We start from the raw sequence: 25,812 nt of genomic DNA, 5'->3' as shown, positions 1-25,812 counted from the left end.
ATAGAACTTGATTCTCGGGCGAATTTGACTGTCAGTGTTGCGCCGTATATTGTTTGGCTTGATTATATTTCGGCTGGAGCAATGTTTATATTAACAGCTCAGATTGGATTATTAATTACCGAATCAGATGTTATGACCGTTTTATTTCACTTGATGAGAATCTTTTTTCTCATTTACAGCTTTTTACCGTTTTTAAATTACCTAAAATATCGTCAAAGTATTTAACGAAGTACTGCTTCAAACAGGGTTAGCAATAGTCTGATTAGTTTGATGGTAAATGGACCTGTGGCGTATGCAGATTCGTCCCCCAAAGTATTTTGTAGGCAATTACCTTTAGCTTGTTAATTCGCATTTGAACCGCTGAACTTAGTTCCCAAAAACTCCATCTGCGCCCGCGCCCGGTTAGGTATAAAACGCTTATTGGGCAGCAGTGCATGCTGCCAGTAAGCCTCAGTCTCCCAATCTGTCAGCAGCGCCACCAGCCTGCCATCTGCCAGTTCCTGTCTGACATCGATCAATGATTTGAAAATGATGCGCGCATCTGCTATGGCCCGCATGCGGGCCACTGAGGAGTCGTCGGCATTTCGGTCGCCTTTGACGCGCACTTCTTTCCACTCGCCGGTTGTCCAAAGCGCAAGTTTTTCTTCACGCGGCCATTGCATGCAAAAATCAGACAATTGTGTTGAATGTAATGTTGCGGCGAGTTCGCTTTGGCGTGCAAGGCAAGATAGTGTGACGCAAAAATTCCTAAGCTCATAACTCAGTGTCAATAAAGAAATCAAGTCTGTCGACAAATCTGTGTTGAAATCAGCAAAAAAATGAAAGTTGCTCTTGTGATATTCGGACAATTAGAGAATACTGCATCGAGGCACAATCAATGTATTATCGGCAACTTAAGATAGAACAGTCTGAAAGTGGGAAACCCATGCTCGTTGCTGTACACATTTCCCTGAAGCACCTTGGGTGCACGGCTGCGTGGTGCCGCTGTCTGAATAGCGTCATATCTGGGCTGCTGCAATCCATGCCAGCGTCCTGTTTTTGCATGCTGCTTTGTGTCAGTTCGCTTTCATTCGCAAACTCGTCCGCAGATCAGGCTGGTCTGAAATCCAGTCTTAAATATTTCCCGGTTGGACCTATCTATGAATACCGTTGGAAGTTACTTGAACTGGCCCTTGCACATACGCGGGATGAGGCGACCAGTGTCCGGCTGGAGCCCTTTGCTGAAGAAGTGACCCAGAATCGCGGCATTTCTTTATTACAGTCCGGCGCGATTGATGTCATAGCACTGGGTACCAATGCTGAGCGCGAGGCGCAGATGTTGCCTGTTAAGATCGATATTTTGCGCGGCATTATCGGCTATCGTGTTCTGGTGATCCGCAAAACAGACCAGGCCGGAATCGCCATGATGGACGAACGGGCATTACGCCAGCAACTCACGTTTGGCCTGAATAGTCAATGGGCTGATTTACCGATTTTGCGTGCCAATGGATTTACGGTCGTGACTTCGACTAACTATGAAAACCTGTTCGGCATGCTGGCGGCAGGACGCTTTGATGCATTTACGCGCGGCTTGAATGAAGCCTACCTGGAAATCGAAAAACATAAAGAGCAATTTCCCCAGTTGACGGCAGAAAAAAGCAAGGCACTGTATTTCCCTTACCCGGTTTATTTTTGGGTTAACAAAGACAATCAACTACTCGCATCGAGAATAGAGCGCGGGCTAAAACTGGCTTTGGCAGATGGTTCATTTCGCCAGTTATTCGAGTCTTATCATGCAAAAGAAATAAAGCAATTCGCAGGAGAGAAGCGCCAGTTGATCAGGCTCAGCAATCCGGTCTTGCCTGCAGGTACAGTTGAACCCGATACCCGTTGGTGGTGGCACTAACGGGTAATGTCAACCTTTGAAGGAAAAAGATGTTCCTGGCGCAGACGCTTTCCCGACGCTTGTTGTACACGATGTTGCCATGGTATCTGTTGGTTGCCATCAGCATGACGGCCGCACAATTACTGATCCAATATGTCAGCGTCAGCCGTGATATTGAGGGCGATCTGGCTTCGCTGGGGCAGACGATTGCTCCGCATGTGAGCAGTGCTGTATGGGAACTGGACCGTCCTCAATTGATAAGCATAGTACAAAGCACTACAAAAAATGCCATTGTGACTGGTGTGCAGATAGAAACTGCTGCGGGAGAAATTTTGTTGGAAATGGGGAGTGTGCCACCAGCAACTCAACAGCCAGCCGGGCTTTTTACCAGACAGATCAAACGTACCGTCATTCCTCTTTTTTATCATGCTCCGCGTGGCGACAGCCGCTTGCTCGGCCAATTGAAATTGTATTCTGGTCACGGCGTTATCTGGGATCGTGTCAAATACGGTTTCCTGATTGTGCTACTCAATTCTATTATTGTCACCAGTGCCTTATGGCTGATTTTTTTGTGGACCATACGCTATCGTTTATCTAATTCTGTGACCACGGTTGCCACTGCAGTAGCGAACTGGCGTTTTCGTTCCAGCGATATGCCTATGGAAGATATTATCTATCCTTATCGTGACGAGCTTGGCGAGCTGGTCAAGGCTTTCAATGAGGGTAGGCAGCAATTATTTGTATCCTTGCAGGAGCTGGATGAACTGAATCGCAATCTGGAAAAAAATGTCATTGAGCGTACCCAGGAGTTGCAAACGGCCAAGGAACAGGCTGAGTCTGCCAATCTTGCGAAAGGGCAGTTCCTGGCGAATATGAGTCATGAAATTCGCACGCCCATGAATGCAGTGCTGGGCATGCTTTATCTCGCGCTTAAGGGTGATCTGAACCCCGTACAGCGCAACTATTTGAGCAAGGCGCAAGGGGCAGCCCGTTCATTGCTTGGCATCATTAATGACATACTTGATTTTTCAAAGATAGCAGCTGGCAAGCTGGAGATGGAGCAAATTGAGTTTTCACTGGAAGCCGTGCTCGAGCAACTTGGCGATACCATCAGTTATCAGGCTGAGCATAAGGGTGTAGAGTTTCTGATTCGCTATGATGTTGCCATCCCTCCTGTGCTGATAGGAGATCCTTTGCGACTGGGGCAGGTCTTGCTGAATTTGTGTGGCAATGCTGTCAAATTCACAGAACATGGTGAGGTGGAGCTGGGTTTTCAATGTCTGTCATTGACTGATACAGATGTCAAACTGCAAGTGTATGTGCGCGATTCAGGCATAGGTATTGCTGCGGATATCCGGAATGAATTGTTTAACAAATTTACCCAGGCCGATCAGTCCACCACACGCCGTTTTGGTGGTACCGGACTGGGTCTGGCAATCAGTAAAAACCTGGTTGAGTTAATGGGCGGGGAAATCTGGATAGAAAATACCGAGATAGGCAAGGGCACCACCGTTTGCTTTACCGTGCAACTGAAAATAGCGACCAGGTCGCAAACTGCTGCCAATACCCTGAAAGAACAGACTGGACGGTTACTGGATGATTTGCGCATACTGGTGGTTGATGACAATCAGGTGTCGCGTGAAATTCTGACAGAAATGCTCAGCTATTTTCATGTTGATGTCAACACTGCAGAAGATGGTGCCAGTGCAATGGAAATGCTCAGAAATGCAGGTGACAAAACCTATGACCTGGTCTTGATAGACTGGCGCATGCCAGGAATGAATGGGGATGAAGTGACCAGGCACATACATGCTGACACTGTCATCAAATCACAACCCAAAATCATCATGGTGACTGCTCATGGCCGCGAAGACGTCATACATTTTGCCGAATTAGCCGGCGTGGATGGCTTTCTCATCAAGCCGATATCGCCTTCCACATTACTGGATGGCATATTGACCGTGCTTGGCCGCGCACGCATTTTGGGTTCTGGTGACAGGCTACGCATAACAACGCCTGACCTTGCGGTCAGCGGTCAACTGGCTGGTGCCAGTATCTTGCTGGTGGAAGACAATGATATCAACCGCGAATTTGTCACTGAGTTGCTGCGCAGCGAGGGAATTGATGTCGATCAGGCAGTCAATGGCCAGGAAGCAATCGAGAAAGTGCAAAGACGCGACTATGATGCCATATTGATGGATATACAGATGCCTGTCATGGATGGGCTGGAGGCGACACGGCACATACGTGCCTTGCACAAGGCTGATGGCAGCGCACGCTTTGCACAGCTTCCCATCATCGCGACAACTGCGCTGGCAATGGCGCAGGATGCAGAAAAGACGCAAGCGGCAGGCATGAATGATCATGTTACCAAACCCATTGCGCCAGATAAGTTGATGGCAATATTGGCGAAATGGATACATGTTACAGAGCCCAGGCCAGGCGAGCAAATGGCGGTACGGACGCCGCTTGAAATCCCGCCAGAACTGTTGTTGATGAGTAGCGTGGATGCGCGCGAGGGCATCCGCCGTATAGGAGGGAAAATTTCTGCGTATGTAAAACAGTTGCACCGGTTCAGAGGGAATTATGCGAATATATCCAGCCGTATACAGCAATTGTTGGAGCAAAAAGATGTGCAACAGGCAGAAGAATATTGTCATATGCTCAAAGGGGTAACAGGAAATATTGCTGCCGTTGCTTTGCATAACAAAATATCTGAGATGGATGCCGTGCTTAAGCAGGGGGAAATGTTTGGGCAGGACCAACTCGATGAGCTGCATATCCTGTTGCAAGACTTGTTTGCTGATATTGACCGTATGGCCAGCGCGGCAGAAGTAACTATTGTCCCCGCGCCCACGAAACTGGATCCCAAACAAGTCCATGTGCTATTGCAACAGCTAGGTGAAGCATTGGAGTATGATCTAGGTAGTGTCGAGGCAGTGCTGAGTGAACTGCGGGCAGGTGTAATGGGGACTCATCTGGAAGTGGATATGGAGGCTATTGCAGCCAGGGTCGATGTATTTGATATTGACGCCGCAATGACCCTGCTCAATGATTTGAAAAAACACGCAAGTCCAACTACTGAGTGACAGTATCATGACCGACATTGCCAATAGCCGCCAGCGCATACTCATCGTCGATGACGTGGCAGAAAATCTCCATGGCTTGATGAATATGTTGCGTGATGAGTTTGCCATCATCGCTGCCAGCACGGGTGAAAAAGCTTTGGAGCTGGCGCAACGGATTCCCCATCCGGACCTGATATTACTGGACATAAAAATGCCGGGAATGGATGGTTACTCTGTCCTGGTGCATTTGAAATCCAATCCAGCGACGGCAGACATCCCGGTGATTTTTGTGACTGCCATTTCAGATGCAGGTGACGAGGCACGCGGTCTGACCCTGGGCGTGGCTGATTACATTACCAAGCCCGTCAATCCAGATCTCTTGCTGCTGCGCGTACGCATACAACTCGAATTGCAGCGCTATCGCCGCTACCCTATCAATTTTGATATCACCCGCCATACTGATCCGGCGCACCCGCCTACCTTGCTGGTGGTGGATGATGTACCGGAAAATATTCATGAATTGCTGGAAGCACTAAAAGACAGCTATCGCATCATGGTAGCTAATTCCGGTCTCAAGGCAATTGAAATGGTAGCTGGGGCAACGCCACCGGACCTGGTTTTGCTGGATATTATGATGCCGGGCATGGATGGTTATGAAGTTTGCCGGCGTATCAAGGCCACCGCTGCAGGCAATCGCATCCCTGTTATCTTCGTCACCATCTTTGATACCACGCAACAAAAACTCAAAGGCTTTGATGTCGGTGGTGCCGATTACATCACCAAACCCTTTGACATAGATGAGGTACATGCGCGTGTGCGCATACATCTGGAACTGGCCAGGCTCAGACATTTTCTGGAGCAACTGGTGGCGCAGCGTACGGCCTTGCTGATCAAGAGCGAAGAAAAATACCGCATCCTGGCTGATTATTCGCCTAACTGGGAATACTGGATGGCGCCCGATAGCAGCTATCTCTACGTATCCCCGGCTTGTATGGAAGATTCGGGCTATACCCCGGAAGAGTTTTTTGCAGATGCCGGGCTGATAGAAAAGATCATTCACCCTGATGATCTGGCGCAGTGGAAATTACATGGGCCAAAATCAAGCAATTCAAACGACATAAACGTTACAAATGGTGAGAATGATGCCAATAGTGCGGCACTGATTTTTCGCATAAAAGCCAAGGATGGGACAGAGCGCTGGATCGAGCATGTATGCAAGACAGTATACGATGCGAGCGGTAAATACCTGGGTTTGCGCGGCTCGCACCGTGATATTTCCCAGCGTCGCTATGCGGAAGAAAAGCTGGACTTTTTTATTAATCGTGATCCGCTTACAGGCTTGCCCAACCGCGCCCTATTTCATGAATTGTTGACTCATGCCTTGCAATATGCTGAACGTGAGCAGACGCAATTTGCCTTGCTCTTCATTGACCTCGATAATTTTAAAACCATCAATGAAAGCCTGGGTCATAGTCTGGGTGACCAATTACTGATAGAGTCAGCAAAACGCCTTAAGACCTTGCTCCCCGATATTGATGCTATTGCGCGCATCAGCGGCGATGAGTTCAATATCATCCTGCAACCAGGGGATGGCACGCCCTGGGTAGATTTGCTGGCACAGCGCGTGATAGAAGAGATGGCCAGGCCTTTTCAACTCGGAGGCCATAGCGTGTATGTCGGTGCCAGTATAGGTATTGCTTTGTATCCCAATGACGGTAGTGATACCGAATCCTTGCAAAGCAATGCTGATGCCGCGCTGCACCAGGCCAAGATGCAGGGTCGTGGTATCTTGCGCTTCTTTTCTTCTGATATGAGCCGCCGGGCCAAAGAGCGACTGACATTGGAAGCAGACTTGCGCCGCAGCATAGAACGCGATGAATTACGTTTGCACTATCAACCTCAGGTGGATTTGATCAGCGGTCAGATTGTGGGACTGGAGGCGCTGGTGCGCTGGCAACATCCTGTGCGTGGCCTGATACCGCCTAATAATTTTATTCCCCTTGCCGAAGAGAGTGGTTTTATCGTGCAATTGGGAGCCTGGGTTCTACACAAGGCTTGCCAGCAGATACGGCAGTGGTCAGATCAAGGTTTGCGTTTGCGGCAGGTTGCCGTCAATGTATCTGCGCTGCAGTTGAGCCGTGGGCATTTACTTGAAACCGTGCAGACAGCTCTGCAAGAAACCGGTATCGCAGCGGACCAGCTAGAACTGGAAATCACCGAGAGCAGCATCATGCTAGATCAGGAGCAATCACTCAAATCCCTGGCTGATTTAAAAGAGCTGGGAGTACGTCTGTCTATTGATGATTTTGGCACTGGCTATTCTTCGCTCGCCTATTTGCAACAGTTGGAGGTACACAAACTCAAGGTTGACATGGCTTTTGTGCGTGACATGACGAGCAATAGCAGTAATGCTTCCATCGTCAAGGCGATCATAGCTATGGGCCATAGTCTGGGCCTGGAAGTGATTGCTGAAGGAGTCGAAGACATAGGTCAGGCACGCTATCTGCGTGCCTTGCAATGTGATGTCATGCAAGGGTATCTGATCAGTAAACCATTGTCAGTTGAGGACATGACGAATTTCCTGCGTACCTATGTTGCGCGGGAGATTCATGAAGAAGAGGAGCGCCTGGCATTGTTGCTGGTGGACGATCAGGCAAGTATTTTGTCTGCGTTGTCACACTTATTCCTCCGTGAAAACTATCATCTGCTGCTTGCCAGCAGTGCTGAAGAAGCCCTGGCATTGCTGGCTTTGCATCCCGTGGGTGTGATACTGACTGACCAGATTATGCCTGGGATGACAGGGACAGAATTATTGGCACGCGCTCGTAAACTGCACCCCAAGGCGATACGCATGGTTTTGTCCGGCTACACTGGTCTGGATAGTCTGACTGATGCGATCAATCGCGGAGAAATTTATAAGTTTCTGACCAAGCCCTGGGAAGAACAGGATTTACTGGATGCAGTACGCGATGGCTTCCGGCGCTATGCAGAGTTGAATAACAATGAAACGCAAAGTTGAGCTTGTCTCCTCGTAAAGGCAGACGTTGAAATTGCACTAAAAACTTGTCGATGAACTTCACATTCAAAGGATGAGCAAAGCTAAATGCATGTGCCATGAAGCGATGTTCAGTCGCAGTAAATTTTTATAGTTATATGATTATATTTTTAATGAAAACTTATCTGCCAGAAAGTCCACCAGTGCCCGCACGCGATTTGGTATAAATCTTCCACTTGGCAGCAATGCATGCAATGGATAAGGATCTGTTTCCCAATCCGTCAACAGTGCCACCAGAGTGCCATCTGCCAGTTCTTGGCTGACATCAATCATTGATTTGAAAATAATGCCGGCGCCAGCAATTGCCCACATGCGTGCGAGAGATGCGTCGTCGGCGCTACGGTCACCTTTGACGCGGACTTCTTTCCATTTACCGTTTTGCCCAAAGCGCCAGGTTTTGTGCAGTCGGCTGCTGCGTTCGAACAGCAGGCAATTGTGGTGTGCCAGGTCTTGCGGGGTTTGTGGGGCGGGGTGGCGGGCTAGGTAACTGGGGGCAGCGCAAAGGATGGGGCGGCTTTGTGCCAGGACCCTTGCGACCAGGCGTGAGTCTGTCAGCGTGCCGTAGCGTATGGCGACATCGACTTCATCGCGCACTACGTCCAGTGGTCTGTCACCGACATTCAGTGCCAGTTGCACGCCGGGGTGCAGGGCCAGAAATTCATCCAGCCAGGGTAGCAAGGTGGTGCGGGTCAGGTCAGACGGGGCGGCGACGCGTATCGTACCGACCAGGGCGGTACGGGCTTCTGATACCTGGGATTCGCCTTCATCAAGCAAATCAAATGCCCTTTGCGCATAGTCGAGCAGGATTTGTCCTTGCGCTGTGATGCGCAAGGCGCGGGTCGATCGTTCGAACAGACGCGTACCTAACTGGGTTTCCAGTCGCTTGAGGGTGGCGCTGGCGGCAGCGGGTGTCATGCCCAGGACGTTGGCTGCGCCTGAGAGTGAGCCGCAACGTGCCGTTTGCACAAGTACATGCAGGTCACTGAGATTTTCAATTTTCATTTGAAAGTGATAGTTATTTATCGGCCTTATCAATTCATGCTTCAGATTCTACAATGCCTGCGCTGATCTGGAAATGTTTCTGGATACCGATTTTTAATACTGAATACACACAAGGACTCAACATGAAAGCTATTGCTTACCGCCATTCTTTACCTATCGATAATACTGCATCGCTGGAAGATGTGGAATTGCCAACGCCAGCGCTGGAAGCGCGTGATTTGCTGGTGCGCGTGAATGCCATTTCAGTCAACCCTGTCGATACCAAGGTCAGGCTGGGACGTGCACCTGCAGAAGGCCAGTTGAATGTGCTGGGCTGGGATGCTGTTGGCATAGTTGAAGAAATTGGCACGACAGTCAGCAATTTCAAAGTGGGCGACCGCGTTTACTATGCTGGCGCGATAGACCGTCCAGGTGCAAACAGTGAATTGCATGTAGTGGATGAACGCATTGTCGCCAAGGCACCCACTACGCTGGATGATGCACAAGCCGCTGCCTTGCCACTGACGACCATCACAGCCTACGAATTGCTGTTTGAACGCCTGGGTGTTGCCAAGAATGGTGGCGCTGGCCAGACCCTCCTGGTGATAGGTGGTGCCGGTGGTGTTGGTTCCATCCTCATACAACTGGCGCGCCAGTTGACGCAATTGCGTGTGATTGCCACCGCCTCACGTACCGAGACAAGGCGATGGTGCCTGGATCTAGGTGCGCATGCTGTGATTGATCATTCCAAACCATTGAGCGCAGAGTTGAAAGCCATCGGCATCAATGAAGTCGATATCGTCGCTGGCCTGACGCAGACAGCCCAGCACTATGCAGAAATCATTGCCAGCCTGAAGCCACAAGGCAAGCTGGCCGTGATTGATGACATGGTGGCGCTGGACTTGATGCAGTTGAAAGGCAAATCCATCTCCCTGCACTGGGAAATGATGTTCACCCGTTCCATGTTCAAGACTGTCGATATGGATGAACAAGGCAAGCTGCTGGCAGAAGTGGCGGCACTGGTGGATGCAGGCAAAGTACGCACAACTGTAAATGCCAATTTTGGCAAGATCAATGCGGCAAACTTGCGCAAGGCGCATGCGCTGATAGAAAGCGGCAAGGCGCAAGGCAAGGTTGTTCTGCAAGGCTTTTAATTTAATTCCATCAGAATTCACTAGAAAGTTTTTATGCAAACGACGAACATGAATAAATCATTCGCGGCTGCCAGCATCACTCGCGATACTGCGCATGCCCTGATCATCGCAGCCAGCGCTGCTGCCCGTGACATCGGTATCGATGTCACGATCGCTGTCACTGACAATGCCGGTCACCTGAAAGCATTCGAACGTGCAGACAGTGCCGCATTCCTGACTGTGGATGTGGCAATCGACAAAGCCTGGACTGCTGCCTCATTTGGCTTGCCTACTCATACGTGGACAGCCATCATCAGCAATGATGTCGTGGCGCAGCTTGCCCACAGGCCGCGCCTGGTAGCAGTTGGTGGTGGCTGCCCCATCATCGAAAATGGCAAAGTCATAGGCGGTATAGGCATATCAGGCGGCAATGCGCTGCAAGACCAGCAGGCGGCGGAAATTGCATTGGCTGCACTCGGTTTTGAAGTGAAGACATAAGCTCAAGTCAATTGTTGAGAGTGCCTGCAAGTCATGCACTCCTTTTCGTATAGAGATCAAATACCATGACAACCATCATTACCCGTTCATTCCTCAGCATTCTGGGGACGGTTTTACTCATCTTCAGTATGTCGATTGTCAAGGCGGAAAATGCCAGCGGGGCAGATGCAGTGAAAGCTGCATCAGTCGATTTTTTTAACAGTGTCAGCCAGCGTAATTTGGCAGCAGTTGCCAGTTATCTTGACACGGAAGGTTTTACTGAATTCGTCGCTGAATCAGACAAGCTCTTGCGACTGGATGCCAATACATTTGCCGGATTATTCAAATCTGGTGCGCAAATTGATTTACGTCTTGTTGGTGTGCAAGTCAAGGCCACTGGCGATGCGGCGATAGTCACTGGCACCCGTGTTGGTGCGATTACCCCGCAGGGCGCAATAGCTGTTGAAGATAAATCGCTGATCACGATGGCGTGGTTTAAAAAAGATAATGCCTGGCTATTGAAGCATATCCACCTGTCACCTGTGACAAGCAATAAATAATCAATGGCTAGAGATGCGGTAACCACATGCCCATGAAGGCAATAAAGATACCCATGCCGCTGGCGGCACTCAAGACCAACAACCCGCCTGCCATGCTGAAGTGGGCTAGTTTGTTTTTGCTGTCTTGCGCACGCAAATATAATTCACAGATGATCAGCGGTATGAGGGAATTGGCAAAGGACATGAAGCTCAGAAATGGTCCCTCAAAAGTCTTGGGATTAAAACCTGCCGGCCCGTGATTGATGCCTATCCAAAGCATCAAACCTATGCGAAAAAACCAAACTCCGTTCGCCAGCAAAAACAGGCGCAGTGCCCAGCGGCGGTGCAGGGCGAACTGGCGTGCCAGTGCATGGCGCAAAGCCATGCCAGAGCAAAACAGGATTAATACTGCGTTCAGGCTGACTCCCAGATGCTGGGTAAAATCACCGACGCCATTGCGTAACCACACCATATACAAACCTGTGGTCGCTGCAATCACCAGGCTGGATAAATAGATGCGCCCGTTCCAGCGATGGAATCTTGGTGCGCGTGAGCGGATTTGTGGAAGCATTTGCAATATACCTGCCAGGGTAATGCTGGCAGCCAAAAATATATGCATGATGATGGCGAAGTTGCCCGCACCGTCACCTTTGATATAGCCATGTGGCAGCACGTCACTCCATGCCGCGAGATTGCCTTTCATCGCAGCCAGGACATAGAAACCCAGGATGTAATAGACAAATACAAGTTGGCCTATGATGGCGACTGAGAACCAGAGTCCTGCTGCATATTTCAGGCTGGCTTTAGACAGTTTTTCTATCCCGTTTTTCTTCAATGATGGCGCACCCTGTGCAGAAAATATATCGTTCGTTTCGTCAACGGTCTCTTGCGTCATTTGAAAACTCCTTTTTGTTAATGTGAATTGGTTGTGCCTGATCCTGCCGTACAGGCGTGAATGTGCCTGCAAAGGCGGGTTTGCTTTTACGGTTTGTTGCTCAAGAAAATTAGTGCAGCGCTACATTTGCCTGAAAAGATGCAGGTAGCTGCGGCTGACTGGCAATACATCGGGGCGGCCGCGTATATACAGTTCGGCAGTTTCATTCATGCCGCGTGTCACTTCGTTGACATAGTGCAGATTGACGATGACAGAGCGATGGGTTTGTGCAAAGCGGTCGGGGTCCAGCGCGTCGCTGAGTTCACGTATGCTTTTACGTATCAGCGCATCTCCACCATCCCAGGCGACCAGCGTATATTTATCGTCCGAACGCAGGAAGGCGATTTGCTCTACCGGGATCAGGCGCACGCTATTACCTATCGATGCCTTTATCCATTGTAGATAGTTTGGTTTTTGACTGCGCTGGCGCATATCGCTGGCCATACGGTCAAGCAGAGCCTCATAGCTGGAGCTGGTATCTGTTGTTTGTTTCAGCCGCTGTTGCAGGCGTGTGATGGTATCAGCCAGGCGCGCTTCTATGATGGGCTTGACGAGGTAATCGAGGGCACCCTGTTCAAACGCCTGCACTGCATATTGCTCATAGGCGGTAAAGAAGACGATATGTGCCCTGCGCGCGATCGACCTGGCAGCTTCTATGCCATTCAAGCCCGGCATGTGCACATCCAGAAAGACAATGTCGGGCTGATGGATGTCAAACATCTCCACCGCTTCACGGCCATTGCGGGCCTCTCCGACGATATGCAGTTCTGGCCACAGGCGTGCCAGGTTGCTGCGCAGATGTTCTCTGAGCAAGGGTTCATCATCGGCGATCAATGCGGTGATTTGCTTGGTGACCTGCTTCATGACTTGATCCCAAGATGAAAAATTAATTCGACACGCAAACCATGCGGTGTCTGTTCATGCAAATCCACACGCGCATCTTTGCCAAAACAGGCTTGCAGCCGCGCTTTGACATTTGCCAGGCCAGTACCTGGTACGGCAGTTTCTGCCATGCCAGTGCCGGTATCTTCTACCCAAAGTGTCACCGTATTGCTTGCGTCCTGCCTGCCGCCGACTTCTATGCGCCCACCTTCCGTACTAGGGTCTATGCCGTGGCGTACGGCGTTTTCTACCAAGGTCAGCAGGGACATCGCAGGAAAGCGCAGGCCCTTGAGTTCAGGAGCGAGACTGAGCTTAAATTGCAAGCGGTCTGGCATGCGCATGTGCATGATTTCGAGATAGGCACTAACCAGTTGTATTTCGTTTTCGAGAGTCGCATCTGCATCATTCAGGCGCGGCATGGCGGCGCGCAGATAGGCAATCAGGTGGCGCAGGACGGGTGCTGCATTCTCTGAACCCGCTTCCACCAGGGCTTGCACATTTGCCAGCGTATTGAACAGAAAGTGCGGTTCTATTTGTGCCTGCAATAAACGCAGGCGGGCATCGAGTACTTCGCGTTCCAGCGCGCTCTTTTCCAGTTCCAGTTGCAGGCGGTCTGCACGTTCACGTTGTTTGTCTTCGCGCTTGATGGCCGCGACCGCGACAAGGGGCCCAAAAAACAGCGCAAAAATCGTGCTGGTGGCAAAACCGGACAAGAGATTATTTGCCTTGATGAAATTCATGAAACTGCCGGCTATCGACACATAGGCAGCCAGACTGGCAAAGGGAGCCAGCAGGCATACCGCCGCTACCCGTACCAGCCAGTGTGGTATCCAGCGTGGCAGCCACAGCAAACGCCAGGTGCCGGAGACGGTAAACGCCAGCAACATGACCATGGCGATGAAGGTCGTGCGCCTGAGCACCAGCCAGAAAGGTGACTGGAAGATCGGTGTGGTCACCCAGGCGATCAGCAGGCTGATGATAAGCACGACGACAATTTGTCGCAGTCTTGGCAGTGCAGGCCATTTTGATGTCGTTGTAGTCGCGGTTTTCATGGAGCTAAGATAGCTGCAACTGATATTTTCGACAAGCAGGCTAGCGGCTATATGCGACTAACGACGGATTTCGGGACTTGAATGACGGGAGTGTGGGTAAATGCCACAGGCCACGCTTAACCATAATTTGCAAATATGAATCGTTTCCGGAAAGTATCCGTCACTTTTTAACGTAAACTGCGTGGTACCAGCGATAGCGTGATCTGATCGCATGGAATTAATTCTGGGATGAGAATGCAATGATGAAGAAATGGATGTTTGCAGCGACGGTGCTTGTTGCATCGCCAGCAATGGCAGACACTTTTCGCATTGCTTATTATGAAGGCGGTGATGCGCCCTTTGTCATGCTGGACAAGAGTGGCCCCAGAGGCATATTCCCGGATTTGATGGCAGCGATCGTCAAACTCAGTGGCGACAAGCTGGAGCAGCGCTACCTGCCCATGCGCCGCTTGCTCAAGTCATTTGAAGACGGGCAGATTGATATGGAAGTCGGGGCAAATCCAAAATGGCGTACAAGTTCGCCCGTGCCTGGTGTGTATAGCATCGCCTTTGGCTTGCCCAGGGCTGTTCTCTGTTTTCGCCCTGGGCAGACACCAAAAGAGCAGGCAGTCTCTGATTTTTATGGGCAAAAAGTGGGTGTGATCTCGGGCTATTCGTATCCCGAATTTGATGCAGCCTTTGCCAGTGGCAAGATACAGAGGGAAGATATTTTTAATTCTCCCAATCTCTTGCTTACCTTGCGGGCGAAGCGCTTTGACCAGATCATCATCAGTAACTATGTGCGGCAATACTGGATCAAGGTCGATGCGCAGCGCTATGCCTGCGATGAAGGCCGCATGATAGATGAAAGCGAGATGATGCTGAGGTTGCATCCATCGAAAGCCGATGCCTTGCCACGCCTGAACGCTGCGATCGCCACCCTGAAAAAGAGTGGCGAGCTGGATGCCATTTTCAAACGCTATACGGATTGATGCGCTGGGTCCGAGTGACTGACCCAATCAAGGCGCTGGTGGCGATGCTGGTGAGGCCACTGGCTGACCCTTTTCGACAACATATACACCAACCAGTTTAACGGGGTCTTTGCCATGATTTTTTGCACTATGGACGACGCCGGCAGGTATGACAAATCCTTCCCCCGGTTTTATTTTACGTGGTGCTTGATTGGCGAGCAGTAATTCCAATTCGCCATGCATGACATAGCTGATTTCGTCACCAGGATGGGTATGCCAGTCAACCTTGCCACCTCCAGCTACATCAATACGAAAGATGTAATCTTCCTTTCCGGGAATCGACGAATCGGCCTGTATCACGGGGGTGCGGGTAACACCTGAATTTTGTGCCAGCAGATTAGTGCTGATCAGCAATAAACTGACGGCAGTTAATTGGCGCAAGATGTTGGTTTTGGTCGAATGCAAGATAGATCTCCCGGTTGAATAGTCATGCGCATTTGCGCATGGTTATAATTACAATCCTTTTTGATAAGATAGTAAAGGGGAAATGAATTTGTCTTCGGTTGGTGTTGTTTCCAGAGAGGGGGGGCTTGCAGGTGTTGCGGAATGATGCGAACCGCTGTCCGCATCATTAATAAAAAGATGATCAGGCTTCGGCAGTTTTTGCCATGCCTTCAGGCGCAGCCTTGCTGCTGCCTTCTTCGTCACCTTTTGCGCTGTCGCCAAAAGAAACAAAGCGCGTCATGACCAGCACAGGAATGGCGCTGAGCAAGACCCACAGGAAGAAGTTCTGGTAACCCAGGGCTACCTGTATATCACCGCTGATGGTTTTGAAAAATACAAAGCCCAGCTGCATGACGCCTGTGCCCAGCGCATAGTGGGCAGTCTGGTATTTGCCCGGCGCAACCACCTGCATGATGAACAGGATCAGGCCGACGAAACCAAAGCCATAGCCAAACATTTCGAATGCCAGCGCTGCGGTGATGACGGTCATGCTTTCTGGCAGGCTGCTGCTGAGAAAGAAGAAAGCCAGGTTTGGCGTGTTCATCGCCAGGATCAACCACGGCAGCGCACGCTTCAAGCCCAGCCATGAGGCAAAGTAACCACCCAGTATGCTGCCACCCAGGAACGCGATGGTGCCAGCGATACCATAAGCAGTGCCGACCTGGTCTGTCGTCAGGCCCAGTCCACCAAGATTTTTGGCTTCACGCAAGAACAAGGGGCCTATGGTTTGTATCTGGCCTTCCGCCGCGCGGAACAGGATAATGAATACAATCGCCAGCCAGATGCCAGGCTTCTTGAAGAATTCCACTATCACGTCTTGCAAGGTCACAAAGATGCTATGTACAGATGCTTTGCTTTCTCTATTTTTTGTGCCTGGCAGCGACCAGCTGTTATACAAACCCAGACCAAACAAGAGCACGCCCATGATGGCAAAAATGATCGTCCAGGCTTGTGCCGGCGGCAGGCTTTTTTCGAGATAACCAGCCAGGTACACCAGAGGACCCAGGGTAATAAATTTTGCGGCATTGAAAAAAGCACCTTGCCAACCGGCGTAGCTGGCTTGCTGGTTGTTGCTCAGGCTGGCCATGTACAAACCGTCGGCGGCAATATCATGCGTGGCAGAGGCGATGGCGACCACACCAAGCAAAGCAATGCTGATTGCAAAATAGGCAGGGAGTTGCAGCGACAGTGCCAGCAAACCCAGCGATACACCACCCGTCAACTGGAATATGACCACCAGCATTTTCTTGCTGCCAGCGGCCTCCAGAAAGGGACTCCATAAAGACTTGAACACCCATGCTAGGCCCACCAGACCGGTCCAGTGGGCGATCTGATCGTTCGGCACTCCCATACTTTTATACATCAGCCCGGCGATCAGGGCGACAGCATAAAACGGCAGGCCAGATGCCAGATACAGGCTGGGTACCCAGCGCATTGGCGGGGGAGTCTTGGTGTTTTCTATGCTCATGTACTTGTCTCTGGTTACGTGTCTCTAGTGGAGGGTGTTCTTAAACCCGGTGCGTTTATATTATTTTTGTTTTTATCTGCCAGCAATGCAAACATACAAGCCGCAAAATTGCTGGTCAACTGGTTTTATATTTGCAATGCCACTTAAGTGCCAGTAAGATGCGGTAATGATGAGGTTGGTCTCAAATAGTGTATATAGTTCAGAGAAAATTTCTCTATCTTTGCTATGAAATGACAATGATTTTTCTATTTCTTTAAAATAAGACCAAATTAAATACCACTTTGTCAGATTTTAGCACTGGTATTAAGCCATCGCTTGGCCATTCTGAGGTTTTTCTTGATGCCGGGTAAGCTCGCCTGGCTGAATTGGTATTTCTGCACTGGTCTCAGCACACCCAGAAGCTGGATATGCTTACAGTAAAACGTTTTGCAGCACTGGATGTGATGCGCGGCCTGACGGTTGCTGCCATGCTATTGGTAAACAATGCCGGTGACTGGTCGCATGTGTATCCCTGGCTGGAGCATGCGGCCTCGCATGGTTGCACACCTGCCGATTTTATCTTCCCGTTTTTCCTGTTCATCATGGGCGCGTCTTTGGCGATGTCTTTGGAGGCACAAATCAGTAAAGGTATCGATGTTGTAGATATTCGCAAGAACATATTCTGGCGCAGTTTGCGCCTGTTCACATTGGGTATCATCTTGCACATCATTGCCTGGGTCTGATAGATGGACGCCAATTTCGCCTGTTTGGTGTCTTGCAGCGCATAGGTATTTGTTATGCTGTAGTAGTTTGCCTGATTACCTATGTGCGGCAATTGTCCAGCCAGGTTTTGCTGTGTCTGGTGGCCATGCTGGCGTACTGGGCATTGCTGAGCTGGGGCGGTTCGTATGAGCAACACCTGAACCTGCTCGATAAAATAGATACCGCCGTGCTGGGTAAACTGGCGTATAGCTTCGATGCGAAAACTGGTCTCGCGCAAGACCCGGAAGGCTTGCTTTCTACGGCGATGGCAATGATGACTGTGTTGACCGGCGTCTGGGCGGGCAGGGCCATGCGGGATGCGCAGTTGTTGCAAATGCTCGCAGGTGCGGCCGGTTTGATATTACTGGCCCTGATCTGGTCAGCATATCTACCTTTCAATAAACAACTCTGGACGCCGGCCTTTGTCTGCTGGACAAGTGCCTGGGCGATCTTGCTTTTGCTGACTTTGCATCTGTTGATAATCAAGCGGGGCTGGCCAGCCATTGGTAACAGTCTGGGGGTTAATGCCATAGCTGTTTATGCGGGCGCATGGCTGGTAACTTGTTTGCTTGCCTGGACGGGTTGGGAAAATGCGATCTATCAGCATGTGTTTGTAGCGGTGCTGCAAAAGCAAACAGGCGAAGAATTTTCATCCTTCGCCTATGCAGCATGCTTTACTTTGGTGTTTGCCGCCATGGCATTTGTCATGGACAAAAAGGGTTGGCGAATTGTGATCTGAGATTGAATTAGCCAAATTCTTTCGGGGGCTTACGCAAAATTGTCCCAGCAAGGCCTTGCCGGGGAAATCTCTCTTGTAAGAGAGATTCGTTTCGTCGGCAGGCAGCATGCCGCCTGGAACCCCGACTACACCGCAGTGACGAAGGCAGTACTGTAGTACCGAATTTGCTAAATGCAGGAGCTACAACACAGCTGGTACGTTTTTTCGCAAGTCCTACCCAATTACATCATCAGGGCAGTAGCAAGCGTATCGATCTGTTCTTCCTGCTCTTCCATAATGATCTGGAAGTTGCTGTCTTCAGTATCAAAATTAAGGCGGCGGGCAAATTTCTTATTGTATTCCCTGTCAGCATCATGCAAAGGCGACAGCACCGGTGCGATGTCATTGGCCAAAATCAGGGTATCTCCCAGAGACTCTGGCGGGAAGGCGCAGACACCATGCCACATGGCTTCCACAGCCTGCATGACGCTGTCTGGTATGCCCAGTTGGCGCATGATGCCGCGTCCTATCATGCGCTCGCCATATTCGATCCAGATTTCTGGTTCTCCATCAAGCAAGCCGGGGAACTCTTCCGCACGGGAGATCAGGTAAAAGCCACCGATTTCATGGACGATACCGGCAAACATGGCAGTTTCAGGATCAACCCTGGTGACCTGCTTGGCAATCACCTGTGCAAGTGAAGAGACATGGGCAGAGTGTTCCCACAACCTGTCGGCCTTGTGCTTTAGAACCGGGTCTGTGACCTTGCTATTGAGTTGGCGCACGATGACGGCGGCGAGCATGGCTTTCAGCGTACGGAAACCCAAGCGGTTGACTGCCAGCCTGACATGAGTGATTTCATTGGTGGTACGGCGATATGCTGCTGAATTGGCGATGGCAACTGTGCGGGCAGACAGCAAGGGGTCGGCCATGATGAGCTTGGCCGCCGCATCCAGATGACAATCGGGATCGTCAAGGGTACGTTGTAGTCTTAGTGAAGCTTCCACATTGGTAGGGAAGACGATGTCCCCACGATTAACCTCTGCGGCTATGCTTTTAAAAATTTCCAACCTGTCCATGACTTTCTCCCGGTAAACATCTGGCGATTCCTCCACTCATAGGCAATTGCTACATGAGTTTGCATGCTGCGGTTTGTGCAGAATGCTAAAAGTTGCCTTGAGGAATGATCGACTGTCTGTATGATAGTCAATAAATTCTCAAAAGCAACTTCTAATTTAACTTTATTTTGCAATCACCCAACGCCTGTCGATAGCATACGCGCTCGTAGGAATCTTGCAAGACAGGATAGTCAAAAAATTGTTCCAGTAAGGCAGACTGGCGACGACAGTACCACTGTACGGCTAAACAGTGTAACGCAGTTGGGGCAGTTTTTTGGACTATCCTATTTTAATCAGGGGGGTAATTTACCAAAATATCCAATACTACGTATATAGACGGAAAGTCATCTCTCTGCACTTTGACGTGATAAGTGCCAATTTTTGTTGGTGCTACATAGCTACCTGACAAGTTAATGCTGCCGCCATCGGCTTCAATCACACGCCAGGTCACTGGTTGGCGTATATAGTTGACATTAGGTGGATAATTAATGCTTGCCTGCAAGTTCATTGTGGCGCCCGGCATGACGTTGACGATGTGCCTGTCCACGCTCAGTGTCGGTACAAAGTCTGGTGTGCTGTTATCCACGACCACCAAAGCAGTTGTGCTCAGTGAAGGATAATCTTCACGTTGCGCCCTGACATGATAAGTACCTGGCTTGTTGGGAGCAGTGTATTCGCCATTGATATTGATGGTCCCACCATTGGCTTCCACCACCTGCCAGGAGACAGGCTGACGTATGTAATCGATAAGTGGCGGATAATTCATTGCGGCAGTAAACATGCGTTTGCTGTCAGGTGCCATGATCAGCGCACCAGGGGCAATATCTATGTAGGCTGCCGTTTCCCAAAGGCCGGGGCCACTGCATGACATGAATTGCTTATCGGCTAACTGTATCAGGCAGCCAGCGCGGCCAAATACCGGGAGGCTGGCAGGTGGATTTGTTTTCGCCAGCGTGGTGAGTAGCGGATCATATAAATTTGCCGCCAATGCCAGGTTCAGGGTATCCAGTATTTTGTCCTGCGTATCGCCGCTGGCGGGGCTGGCGCTGTTGGCTGCTTTCAGCGGCGTGCTGTAAAAGTCACTCAAGCTACTGGTATCGAGCAAACCACTGAGTAGATTACGAATTTCGGCTTGCGCTGCAGTAACATTCGCGCTGGTCAGGGTTTTTGTTACCGCGTCAAGATCAGGATTGGTAAAAAACACCGCCATATCGGTACGCATGAGGCGGGTAGAAAGCATCTCGGTCAAGGGCGTCAGGTTGATGACACCAGTATTGACCGCAAGCGCATGCAGTTTTTTGCCATTTGCAGGATTGGAGGTTTCCAGTATGCATGGCAGTGCACTACCTGCATGCAGGTTGATTTCAAACGTACCATCTGCCGCCGTCCTGGTCGCCCCTGTACCTGTGCGGCATTTGTAATTGACAGCCGAATCAGCGATGGCCTTGCCTATTGCCGCCGTGCCACGCAAACTGAGACTGGTGCTCTGTGGTATGACCACCGGGTTGCTGGCAGTTGAGCTGCCACCACCACAGGCTGCCAGCAAGCTGATCATCAGGCACAAGCCGCCTGTCAGGATTCTATGTCTAGCTGTCAATTTGCGGCCTCATTATCTATTTGTACAGTCCAATAACATCATAGACGTTGAGGCAAAACAGACTTTTGGAAAAGTGTCGGCAAATTGTCATCAATTTGTACCGCGCCAGTTCTGTTGCCAGCAATGATCTGGTGCACTCATTCAAATAATGAACTACTCAAGCTTGAAAGCCTTGGCAATCGCAGACCAGGGGATATATTTGAAGTTTTGCGTACCGTCAGGCAAGCGCTTGTAGCCATCTTGCACCACCAACAAGCCTTGGGCAAAGTCGCCACCAAAGTTGACAGAGCTCGCCTCTATGCCATCTGTTTCTGAGGTGCCATCAATACCACCGGCCAGATTCATGCCTACACGAAACTTGCCGCGCAAGCGATAGGGGGCTTGCGCTTCCAGTACCAGGTAACTGCTATCCCCCTGGCTCGATACCAGCAGGTAATTTTTCTGCTGACCAAAGTAAATTGCCAGGCCTTCGACATCGGCCACCAGTTGCTTGCCAACGGTCATCACCATTTGCAAATTGGCTGGCTGATCTGCTTTGGCAGAGATGACCCAGATACCATGCTTTTCTTCTCCCATGAAAAGGCGGTCGGTCTTGTCGTCCGCCACGCAGCCTTCCGGCTGACTGGCCAGTTTGAAACTGCGTACCAAACTGCTGCTGAAACCTTGTTCATTGTGGGCAATGCGAAATTGCTGGTAAGTGCCATCCTTGTCATTCACAAAGGCTTCCAGACCACCAGTACGCGGCTGGTACAGGCAAAAGCCATAGATTTTGTCCAGTTTGGTCGCGAAGCGGGCTGCCTCCGCTACTTGCCCCTGATCATTGATTACATATAGCACCAGACTGTTTTCATCACGCTGGGTCGCCATGGCGATATCAAAGCTTTGCTGGCCCCATCTGATGTTCTGACGCACATCGACATTGTTCAGGCGTCCGCTTTCCAGCAACTGGGTTTGCTTGCCCTGCATGTCGTATACCAGCAAACCCTGTTTCTTGTTAGTGCCGAGCACGCGCGACAGCTTGGTATCTTGCGGGTGCACCCAGATGGCGGGATCATCAGCAGCATCACCATGGCGAGCGACAGTATCGGTTTGCACCGTGGGTTCGATGACGACTATTTCTGTTGTTGCTGACTGCTTCCAGGCGGCGCTGCTGGCGCGCCAGGTTTTTACCTGTTCATCCTGCAGCAGGAAATCCAGTTTATTGCTGTTATTGCTGGATGCCTGCACATGGACATTCGTTGCACTGTACGGCAGGTTCACGATTTGCTCAGGCTGAAAATGTTGACCATCCTTCTGGCGATACAGATGCAGTTTCTTGCCCCTGGCATCCAGCACCGCCACCCCACCCGGCAGCGCACTGATGGCCGTGGCACCGCCATGCAACTTACCAAATGGGGCAGCCATGGCGACAGGTTTCAATCTGGCTGCGGTTTCTGCCTCTGCCGTAAATGCCCAGACGCCGCTATCTGGCACGCTCAGGTACAGGGTCTGGCTCAGGTCATCGACACGGCAATGCTTGCTGTGTGGTGGCAGCGCCAGCTTGCGTACCAGTTGCGCGCTGCCGTTATGCATGACCCATTGTTCGCTCAGTCCTTCCTTGCCGATCAGGAAGACATGATCCAGTTGTTGCGCATCGCGATACAGGCACATGCTTTCCAGTGAAAAATCAGGAGAAGCCATACTGGCCTGCAAACGTAATTGCCCGGTTTTCTGATCTGCCACATAGGCATGCGTCTTTTGCGTATCGGCATCTGTAAATACCGCCAGCATGCCATCTGCATGAGGGCGGGCATCAAGGTGTTTTGCCCGCAGGCTGACTTTGCTGCGTTCCATGCCTTGTGCATCCAGAAGACGCACACCTTGTTTGTCCAGCGTGAGCCAGCCGCCATCAGGCAGGGCGATAATTTCCTGGGCTTTGCCAACAACTGCCGGGGGAGCGCCTGCTGCTGAAGCGCAGGAAAAGACCAGTATTAATGCCAGGCTGGATATCAGATATTTTGTTTTCATCGTTTTCATGCTCATCAGAATACGCTGGCTTTCAGGCTGATTTTGTAAGTACGTCCATATTGTTCATATTGCGCGTTGTACTGATGTGCACCTTGGTAAACATAGTATTTTTCATTGTTCAGGTTTGCCGCTTCAAAGACCAGCTGGAAACGCTTGCTGAGTTGATAGGCCAGCGAAAAATCGAACTGTTTTTGGGTATCAACAATACGGTCCTGATCTGCGCGCAAGATATCCGTTCCCAGTTCCAGCAGGTAAGGGGATTTATAGTTGAGCGCAAGGCGGCTGCTGACGCGGCCATGTTCATAACCCAGCATCAAGTTCATGACACGGTCAGACTGGCCGGGCAGGCTGATAGAGCGGCTACGGGATTTACCCAGTGCAGTATCAAAGCGGGCAATGTCAGCACTGGAGCGTGTGAAGCTGGCATTCGCACCAACGATCAGGTGTTTCCACGGGGCTGGCAACATGCGCAAAGGCTGTGAGTAAGACAGTTCCAGGCCTTTTACATTGGCAGTATCGCCGTTCGCATAAGAGACCGCACTGGTATAGCCTTGCCATGCACCTGAACCGGCCAGGTTGGTGGTGTAGGTAAAGTTCTTGATATCCTTGTTGAACAGATAGGCCGATACGCTGCCATCATGCGCCAATATTTTTTCTACTCCCAGATCAAGATTGCTGGCTTTCAGTGGTTTCAAATCTGGATTGCCAATGACTGCCTCGGTAGTGCTGGTGAGGTTGATGCCGGGTGCCAGTTGGCTGAAGTTGGCACGTGCGACAGCATTGGTCCATGCTGCGCGTACACTGGTTTTTTGGTCCAGGTCATAACGCATGTGCAGGGATGGCAGCCAGTCTGAATAACTGTGCTGGCGGCTGATGGCTTGCAGGCTGGTGCCTCCAGTCACTTGCGTGCCAGCGGCATCAAACTGCGTGCGTTCTACCCGGGCACCGGCCAGTATATGCAGGTTCTCCATGTCGACGCTGTTTTGCAGATAGGCGGCATTGATATTTTCATTGATCTTGTAGTCATTGATGGCAGATTCCAGCACCAGGCGCGCAGCATTCCTGTCCAGGCCAGCCACGCGGGCGCGTATCAAGTCAGCACTGATGGCCGTGCCTATATTACCCAGGGGATAATCGAGCGCCTGGTTTTGGACGAAGGCGCTCATGGAGGTAGAGCCCGGCCCCCAGTAATTGCCGCTGCTTGTTTTGCTGCTGTTGTAAGTCCATTGATTGGTGTCATTGGTTTTTTCACGGCGGCTGGTCTTGGCACCGAATTTCAGATTCGATTCAAACTGCTCGAAATGGAACTTACGGGCCAGATCAAATTTGAGATGCTGTTCAGTATCCTTGGAAAAACGCTGCTGCAGGCTGATGGCATTCAGGCTGTAGTTCGCCGGATCATACAGGCTGGCCGGGCCTATGATCTTGGGTATTTCGCCATCGCTAAAACCAACTCCAGCGAAATTGGCATTACCGCGGAAGCGGCCATCGTTCAGGGCTTCTGGCGTGTCTTCGCTGGCGCGGCTGGAGCCTGCTGACAGATCCAGTTTCCAGTCCTGGAATTTTTGTTCCGTGCCCAGCACGACAGAACTGATGGTCTGGGTATATTTACGCTGGCGTATGCGGCGCTCTGCTCTCGCCGTAGTCGTCGCACCTTCGGCCAGAGTGCCGCTGGCAAAGCTGCCTATGGTGATGCGGTCACGTACTTCATCGTCGCTGAAGTCACTCAAAAAGCCATGCATAAAGTAAGTCTGTGATGCAGTCGGCTTGTAATCCAGGTTCAAGGCATAGGCATGACGTTCACGCACAGGCAGATAATCACGCAATTCAAATCCACCGAGTTTGCCGCCATCCCAGGCACCGCCGGTTTCTACATTGTCTGAACCAAAGCTGCGTTTTTCTGCACTGATACCCGCAGCGATGCCTAATGTGCCATCTGCAAAACGTTCAGCCCACAAGAGACCAGCATTCGGACTGGTTTTTCCTGTGACCTGGTCATAGCTGGCACCCGTATTCAACGTCAAAAATTTGCCTGGCAAATCAAAGGCAGTCAGGCTCTTCACTTCGACAGCACCTCCAAGTGAACTGGCATCCTGCTCAGGGCGCAAGGTTTTTGTGACTTCCAGCGAACGTATCATCCCGGCAGGCAAGACATCCAGCGCCACTGCACGGCGGCTGGCTTCTGGCGATGGCACCAGGGCACCATTGATGGTCACACCATTCAGATCGGCACCCAGACCACGTACAACGATATAGCGGCCTTCACCCTGATCACGCTGTACCGAGATGCCAGGCAGGCGTGCCAATGCTTCTGCTGCATTTTTATCTGGCAGGCCACCGATGTCATCACTACTGACCGCACTGACAATATTGTCAGATTTTTCCTGCATCTCCAGCGCCTTGCGAATACTCGCACGCTGGCCGCTGATAACGACGCTGCTGGCATCACTGACAGTTACGTTTGGCCCCTGGGCATGGGCGTTCAACATGGCCGAGATGCCCAGCATGATGATGGAGAGCTGAGGGACGGGTTTTTTCTTCAGGGTTTTCATGGGTGAGATTTTCCGCAGGTAATGGATGGCAAAGAGTGGGCGGATTCTAGGAGTTACATATGTCGGGTTTGTGACAGATGGGAACCGGATTTGCCGTTGCGGGGAAATCGCACTGTAAATCGCGAAGATGTGAGCTGAAATGACTTTTGCGTTTGGCGGTAAATAGCTAATA

20 protein-coding genes are annotated in these 25,812 nt (G+C 50.8%); 9 read left to right on the top strand and 11 right to left on the bottom strand.

Annotated elements, in window-relative coordinates; translation table 11 throughout:
• Positions 1-341 precede the first annotated feature (341 nt).
• On the bottom strand, positions 342-662 hold the full coding sequence (locus ACO0LG_RS27285) for a hypothetical protein (RefSeq protein WP_423031396.1): 321 nt from the start codon (positions 660-662) through the stop codon (positions 342-344).
• A 380-nt stretch (positions 663-1,042) separates the two neighbouring features.
• Between ACO0LG_RS27285 and ACO0LG_RS27280 the strand changes: the two genes are divergently transcribed.
• From ACO0LG_RS27280 to ACO0LG_RS27270, 3 genes are read left to right on the top strand one after another with little or no spacing between them, the layout of a single operon-like run.
• The gene (locus ACO0LG_RS27280) at positions 1,043-1,885 is read left to right on the top strand and encodes a substrate-binding periplasmic protein (RefSeq protein ID WP_423031394.1); all 843 of its coding nucleotides are present in this window, start codon (positions 1,043-1,045) and stop codon (positions 1,883-1,885) included.
• A 29-nt stretch (positions 1,886-1,914) separates the two neighbouring features.
• The gene (locus tag ACO0LG_RS27275) at positions 1,915-4,953 is read left to right on the top strand and encodes a response regulator (protein ID WP_423031392.1); all 3,039 of its coding nucleotides are present in this window, start codon (positions 1,915-1,917) and stop codon (positions 4,951-4,953) included.
• A gap of 7 nt (positions 4,954-4,960) precedes the next feature.
• The gene (locus tag ACO0LG_RS27270) at positions 4,961-7,951 is read left to right on the top strand and encodes an EAL domain-containing protein (RefSeq protein ID WP_423031390.1); all 2,991 of its coding nucleotides are present in this window, start codon (positions 4,961-4,963) and stop codon (positions 7,949-7,951) included.
• Positions 7,952-8,089: 138 nt separating this feature from the next.
• Here ACO0LG_RS27270 and ACO0LG_RS27265 read toward each other — a convergent pair whose 3' ends face one another.
• Entirely contained in the window at positions 8,090-8,989 is a 900-nt protein-coding gene (locus ACO0LG_RS27265; protein WP_423031388.1) for a LysR family transcriptional regulator, read from the bottom strand.
• Between the two features lie 122 nt (positions 8,990-9,111).
• Between ACO0LG_RS27265 and ACO0LG_RS27260 the strand changes: the two genes are divergently transcribed.
• From ACO0LG_RS27260 to ACO0LG_RS27250, 3 genes are all read left to right on the top strand, one after another.
• Entirely contained in the window at positions 9,112-10,122 is a 1,011-nt protein-coding gene (locus ACO0LG_RS27260; RefSeq protein ID WP_423031386.1) for a zinc-binding alcohol dehydrogenase family protein, read from the top strand.
• A 48-nt stretch (positions 10,123-10,170) separates the two neighbouring features.
• A complete protein-coding gene (locus ACO0LG_RS27255) occupies positions 10,171-10,599 on the top strand; it encodes a GlcG/HbpS family heme-binding protein (protein WP_423031384.1) in 429 nt (142 codons plus the stop codon).
• Between the two features lie 65 nt (positions 10,600-10,664).
• Positions 10,665-11,138, top strand: coding sequence for a YybH family protein (locus tag ACO0LG_RS27250; protein ID WP_423031382.1), 474 nt, complete (start codon positions 10,665-10,667; stop codon positions 11,136-11,138).
• Between the two features lie 7 nt (positions 11,139-11,145).
• Here the strand turns inward: ACO0LG_RS27250 and ACO0LG_RS27245 are convergent, their stop codons facing one another.
• The 3 genes from ACO0LG_RS27245 to ACO0LG_RS27235 form a co-directional block, all read right to left on the bottom strand.
• Positions 11,146-12,012, bottom strand: coding sequence for a DUF2306 domain-containing protein (locus tag ACO0LG_RS27245; protein ID WP_423031380.1), 867 nt, complete (start codon positions 12,010-12,012; stop codon positions 11,146-11,148).
• Positions 12,013-12,132: 120 nt separating this feature from the next.
• Entirely contained in the window at positions 12,133-12,915 is a 783-nt protein-coding gene (locus tag ACO0LG_RS27240) for a LytR/AlgR family response regulator transcription factor (protein WP_423031378.1), read from the bottom strand.
• The gene (locus ACO0LG_RS27235) at positions 12,912-13,985 is read right to left on the bottom strand and encodes a sensor histidine kinase (protein ID WP_423031376.1); all 1,074 of its coding nucleotides are present in this window, start codon (positions 13,983-13,985) and stop codon (positions 12,912-12,914) included. The genes ACO0LG_RS27240 and ACO0LG_RS27235 overlap by 4 nt, the downstream gene beginning before the upstream one ends.
• Positions 13,986-14,224: 239 nt before the next feature.
• Between ACO0LG_RS27235 and ACO0LG_RS27230 the strand changes: the two genes are divergently transcribed.
• Positions 14,225-14,956, top strand: coding sequence for a substrate-binding periplasmic protein (locus ACO0LG_RS27230; RefSeq protein ID WP_423031374.1), 732 nt, complete (start codon positions 14,225-14,227; stop codon positions 14,954-14,956).
• 27 nt (positions 14,957-14,983) lie between these two features.
• On the opposite strand, the gene ACO0LG_RS27225 is transcribed toward ACO0LG_RS27230, so the two are convergent.
• Positions 14,984-15,400 (bottom strand): cupin domain-containing protein, encoded by a 417-nt coding sequence (locus tag ACO0LG_RS27225; protein ID WP_423031370.1) that lies wholly within the window; start codon positions 15,398-15,400, stop codon positions 14,984-14,986.
• Positions 15,401-15,581: 181 nt separating this feature from the next.
• A complete protein-coding gene (locus ACO0LG_RS27220; protein WP_423031368.1) occupies positions 15,582-16,907 on the bottom strand; it encodes an MFS transporter in 1,326 nt (441 codons plus the stop codon).
• Positions 16,908-17,314: 407 nt separating this feature from the next.
• On the opposite strand from ACO0LG_RS27220, the gene ACO0LG_RS27215 reads away from it, so the two are divergent.
• Both ACO0LG_RS27215 and ACO0LG_RS27210 read left to right on the top strand, forming a co-directional pair.
• Positions 17,315-17,629 (top strand): heparan-alpha-glucosaminide N-acetyltransferase domain-containing protein, encoded by a 315-nt coding sequence (locus ACO0LG_RS27215; protein ID WP_423031366.1) that lies wholly within the window; start codon positions 17,315-17,317, stop codon positions 17,627-17,629.
• A gap of 32 nt (positions 17,630-17,661) precedes the next feature.
• Entirely contained in the window at positions 17,662-18,387 is a 726-nt protein-coding gene (locus tag ACO0LG_RS27210) for a hypothetical protein (protein WP_423031364.1), read from the top strand.
• Positions 18,388-18,608: 221 nt separating this feature from the next.
• Here ACO0LG_RS27210 and ACO0LG_RS27205 read toward each other — a convergent pair whose 3' ends face one another.
• From ACO0LG_RS27205 to ACO0LG_RS27190, 4 genes are all read right to left on the bottom strand, one after another.
• Positions 18,609-19,445 carry an HDOD domain-containing protein gene (locus ACO0LG_RS27205; protein WP_423031362.1) on the bottom strand — a complete coding sequence of 279 codons (837 nt, stop codon included), beginning with the start codon at positions 19,443-19,445 and terminating at the stop codon, positions 18,609-18,611.
• 328 nt (positions 19,446-19,773) lie between these two features.
• Positions 19,774-21,081 carry a hypothetical protein gene (locus ACO0LG_RS27200; RefSeq protein ID WP_423031360.1) on the bottom strand — a complete coding sequence of 436 codons (1,308 nt, stop codon included), beginning with the start codon at positions 21,079-21,081 and terminating at the stop codon, positions 19,774-19,776.
• A 153-nt stretch (positions 21,082-21,234) separates the two neighbouring features.
• Entirely contained in the window at positions 21,235-23,088 is a 1,854-nt protein-coding gene (locus tag ACO0LG_RS27195; protein ID WP_423031358.1) for a phytase, read from the bottom strand.
• Between the two features lie 14 nt (positions 23,089-23,102).
• Positions 23,103-25,640 carry a TonB-dependent receptor gene (locus tag ACO0LG_RS27190; RefSeq protein ID WP_423031356.1) on the bottom strand — a complete coding sequence of 846 codons (2,538 nt, stop codon included), beginning with the start codon at positions 25,638-25,640 and terminating at the stop codon, positions 23,103-23,105.
• Positions 25,641-25,812 lie beyond the last annotated feature (172 nt).

The sequence above is a fragment of the Undibacterium sp. Ji42W genome, from assembly GCF_049340405.1.
Lineage (GTDB): Bacteria > Pseudomonadota > Gammaproteobacteria > Burkholderiales > Burkholderiaceae_D > Undibacterium.
Note: the sequence above shows the minus strand (reverse complement) of the source record. Positions and strands in the feature narration are given on the sequence as shown.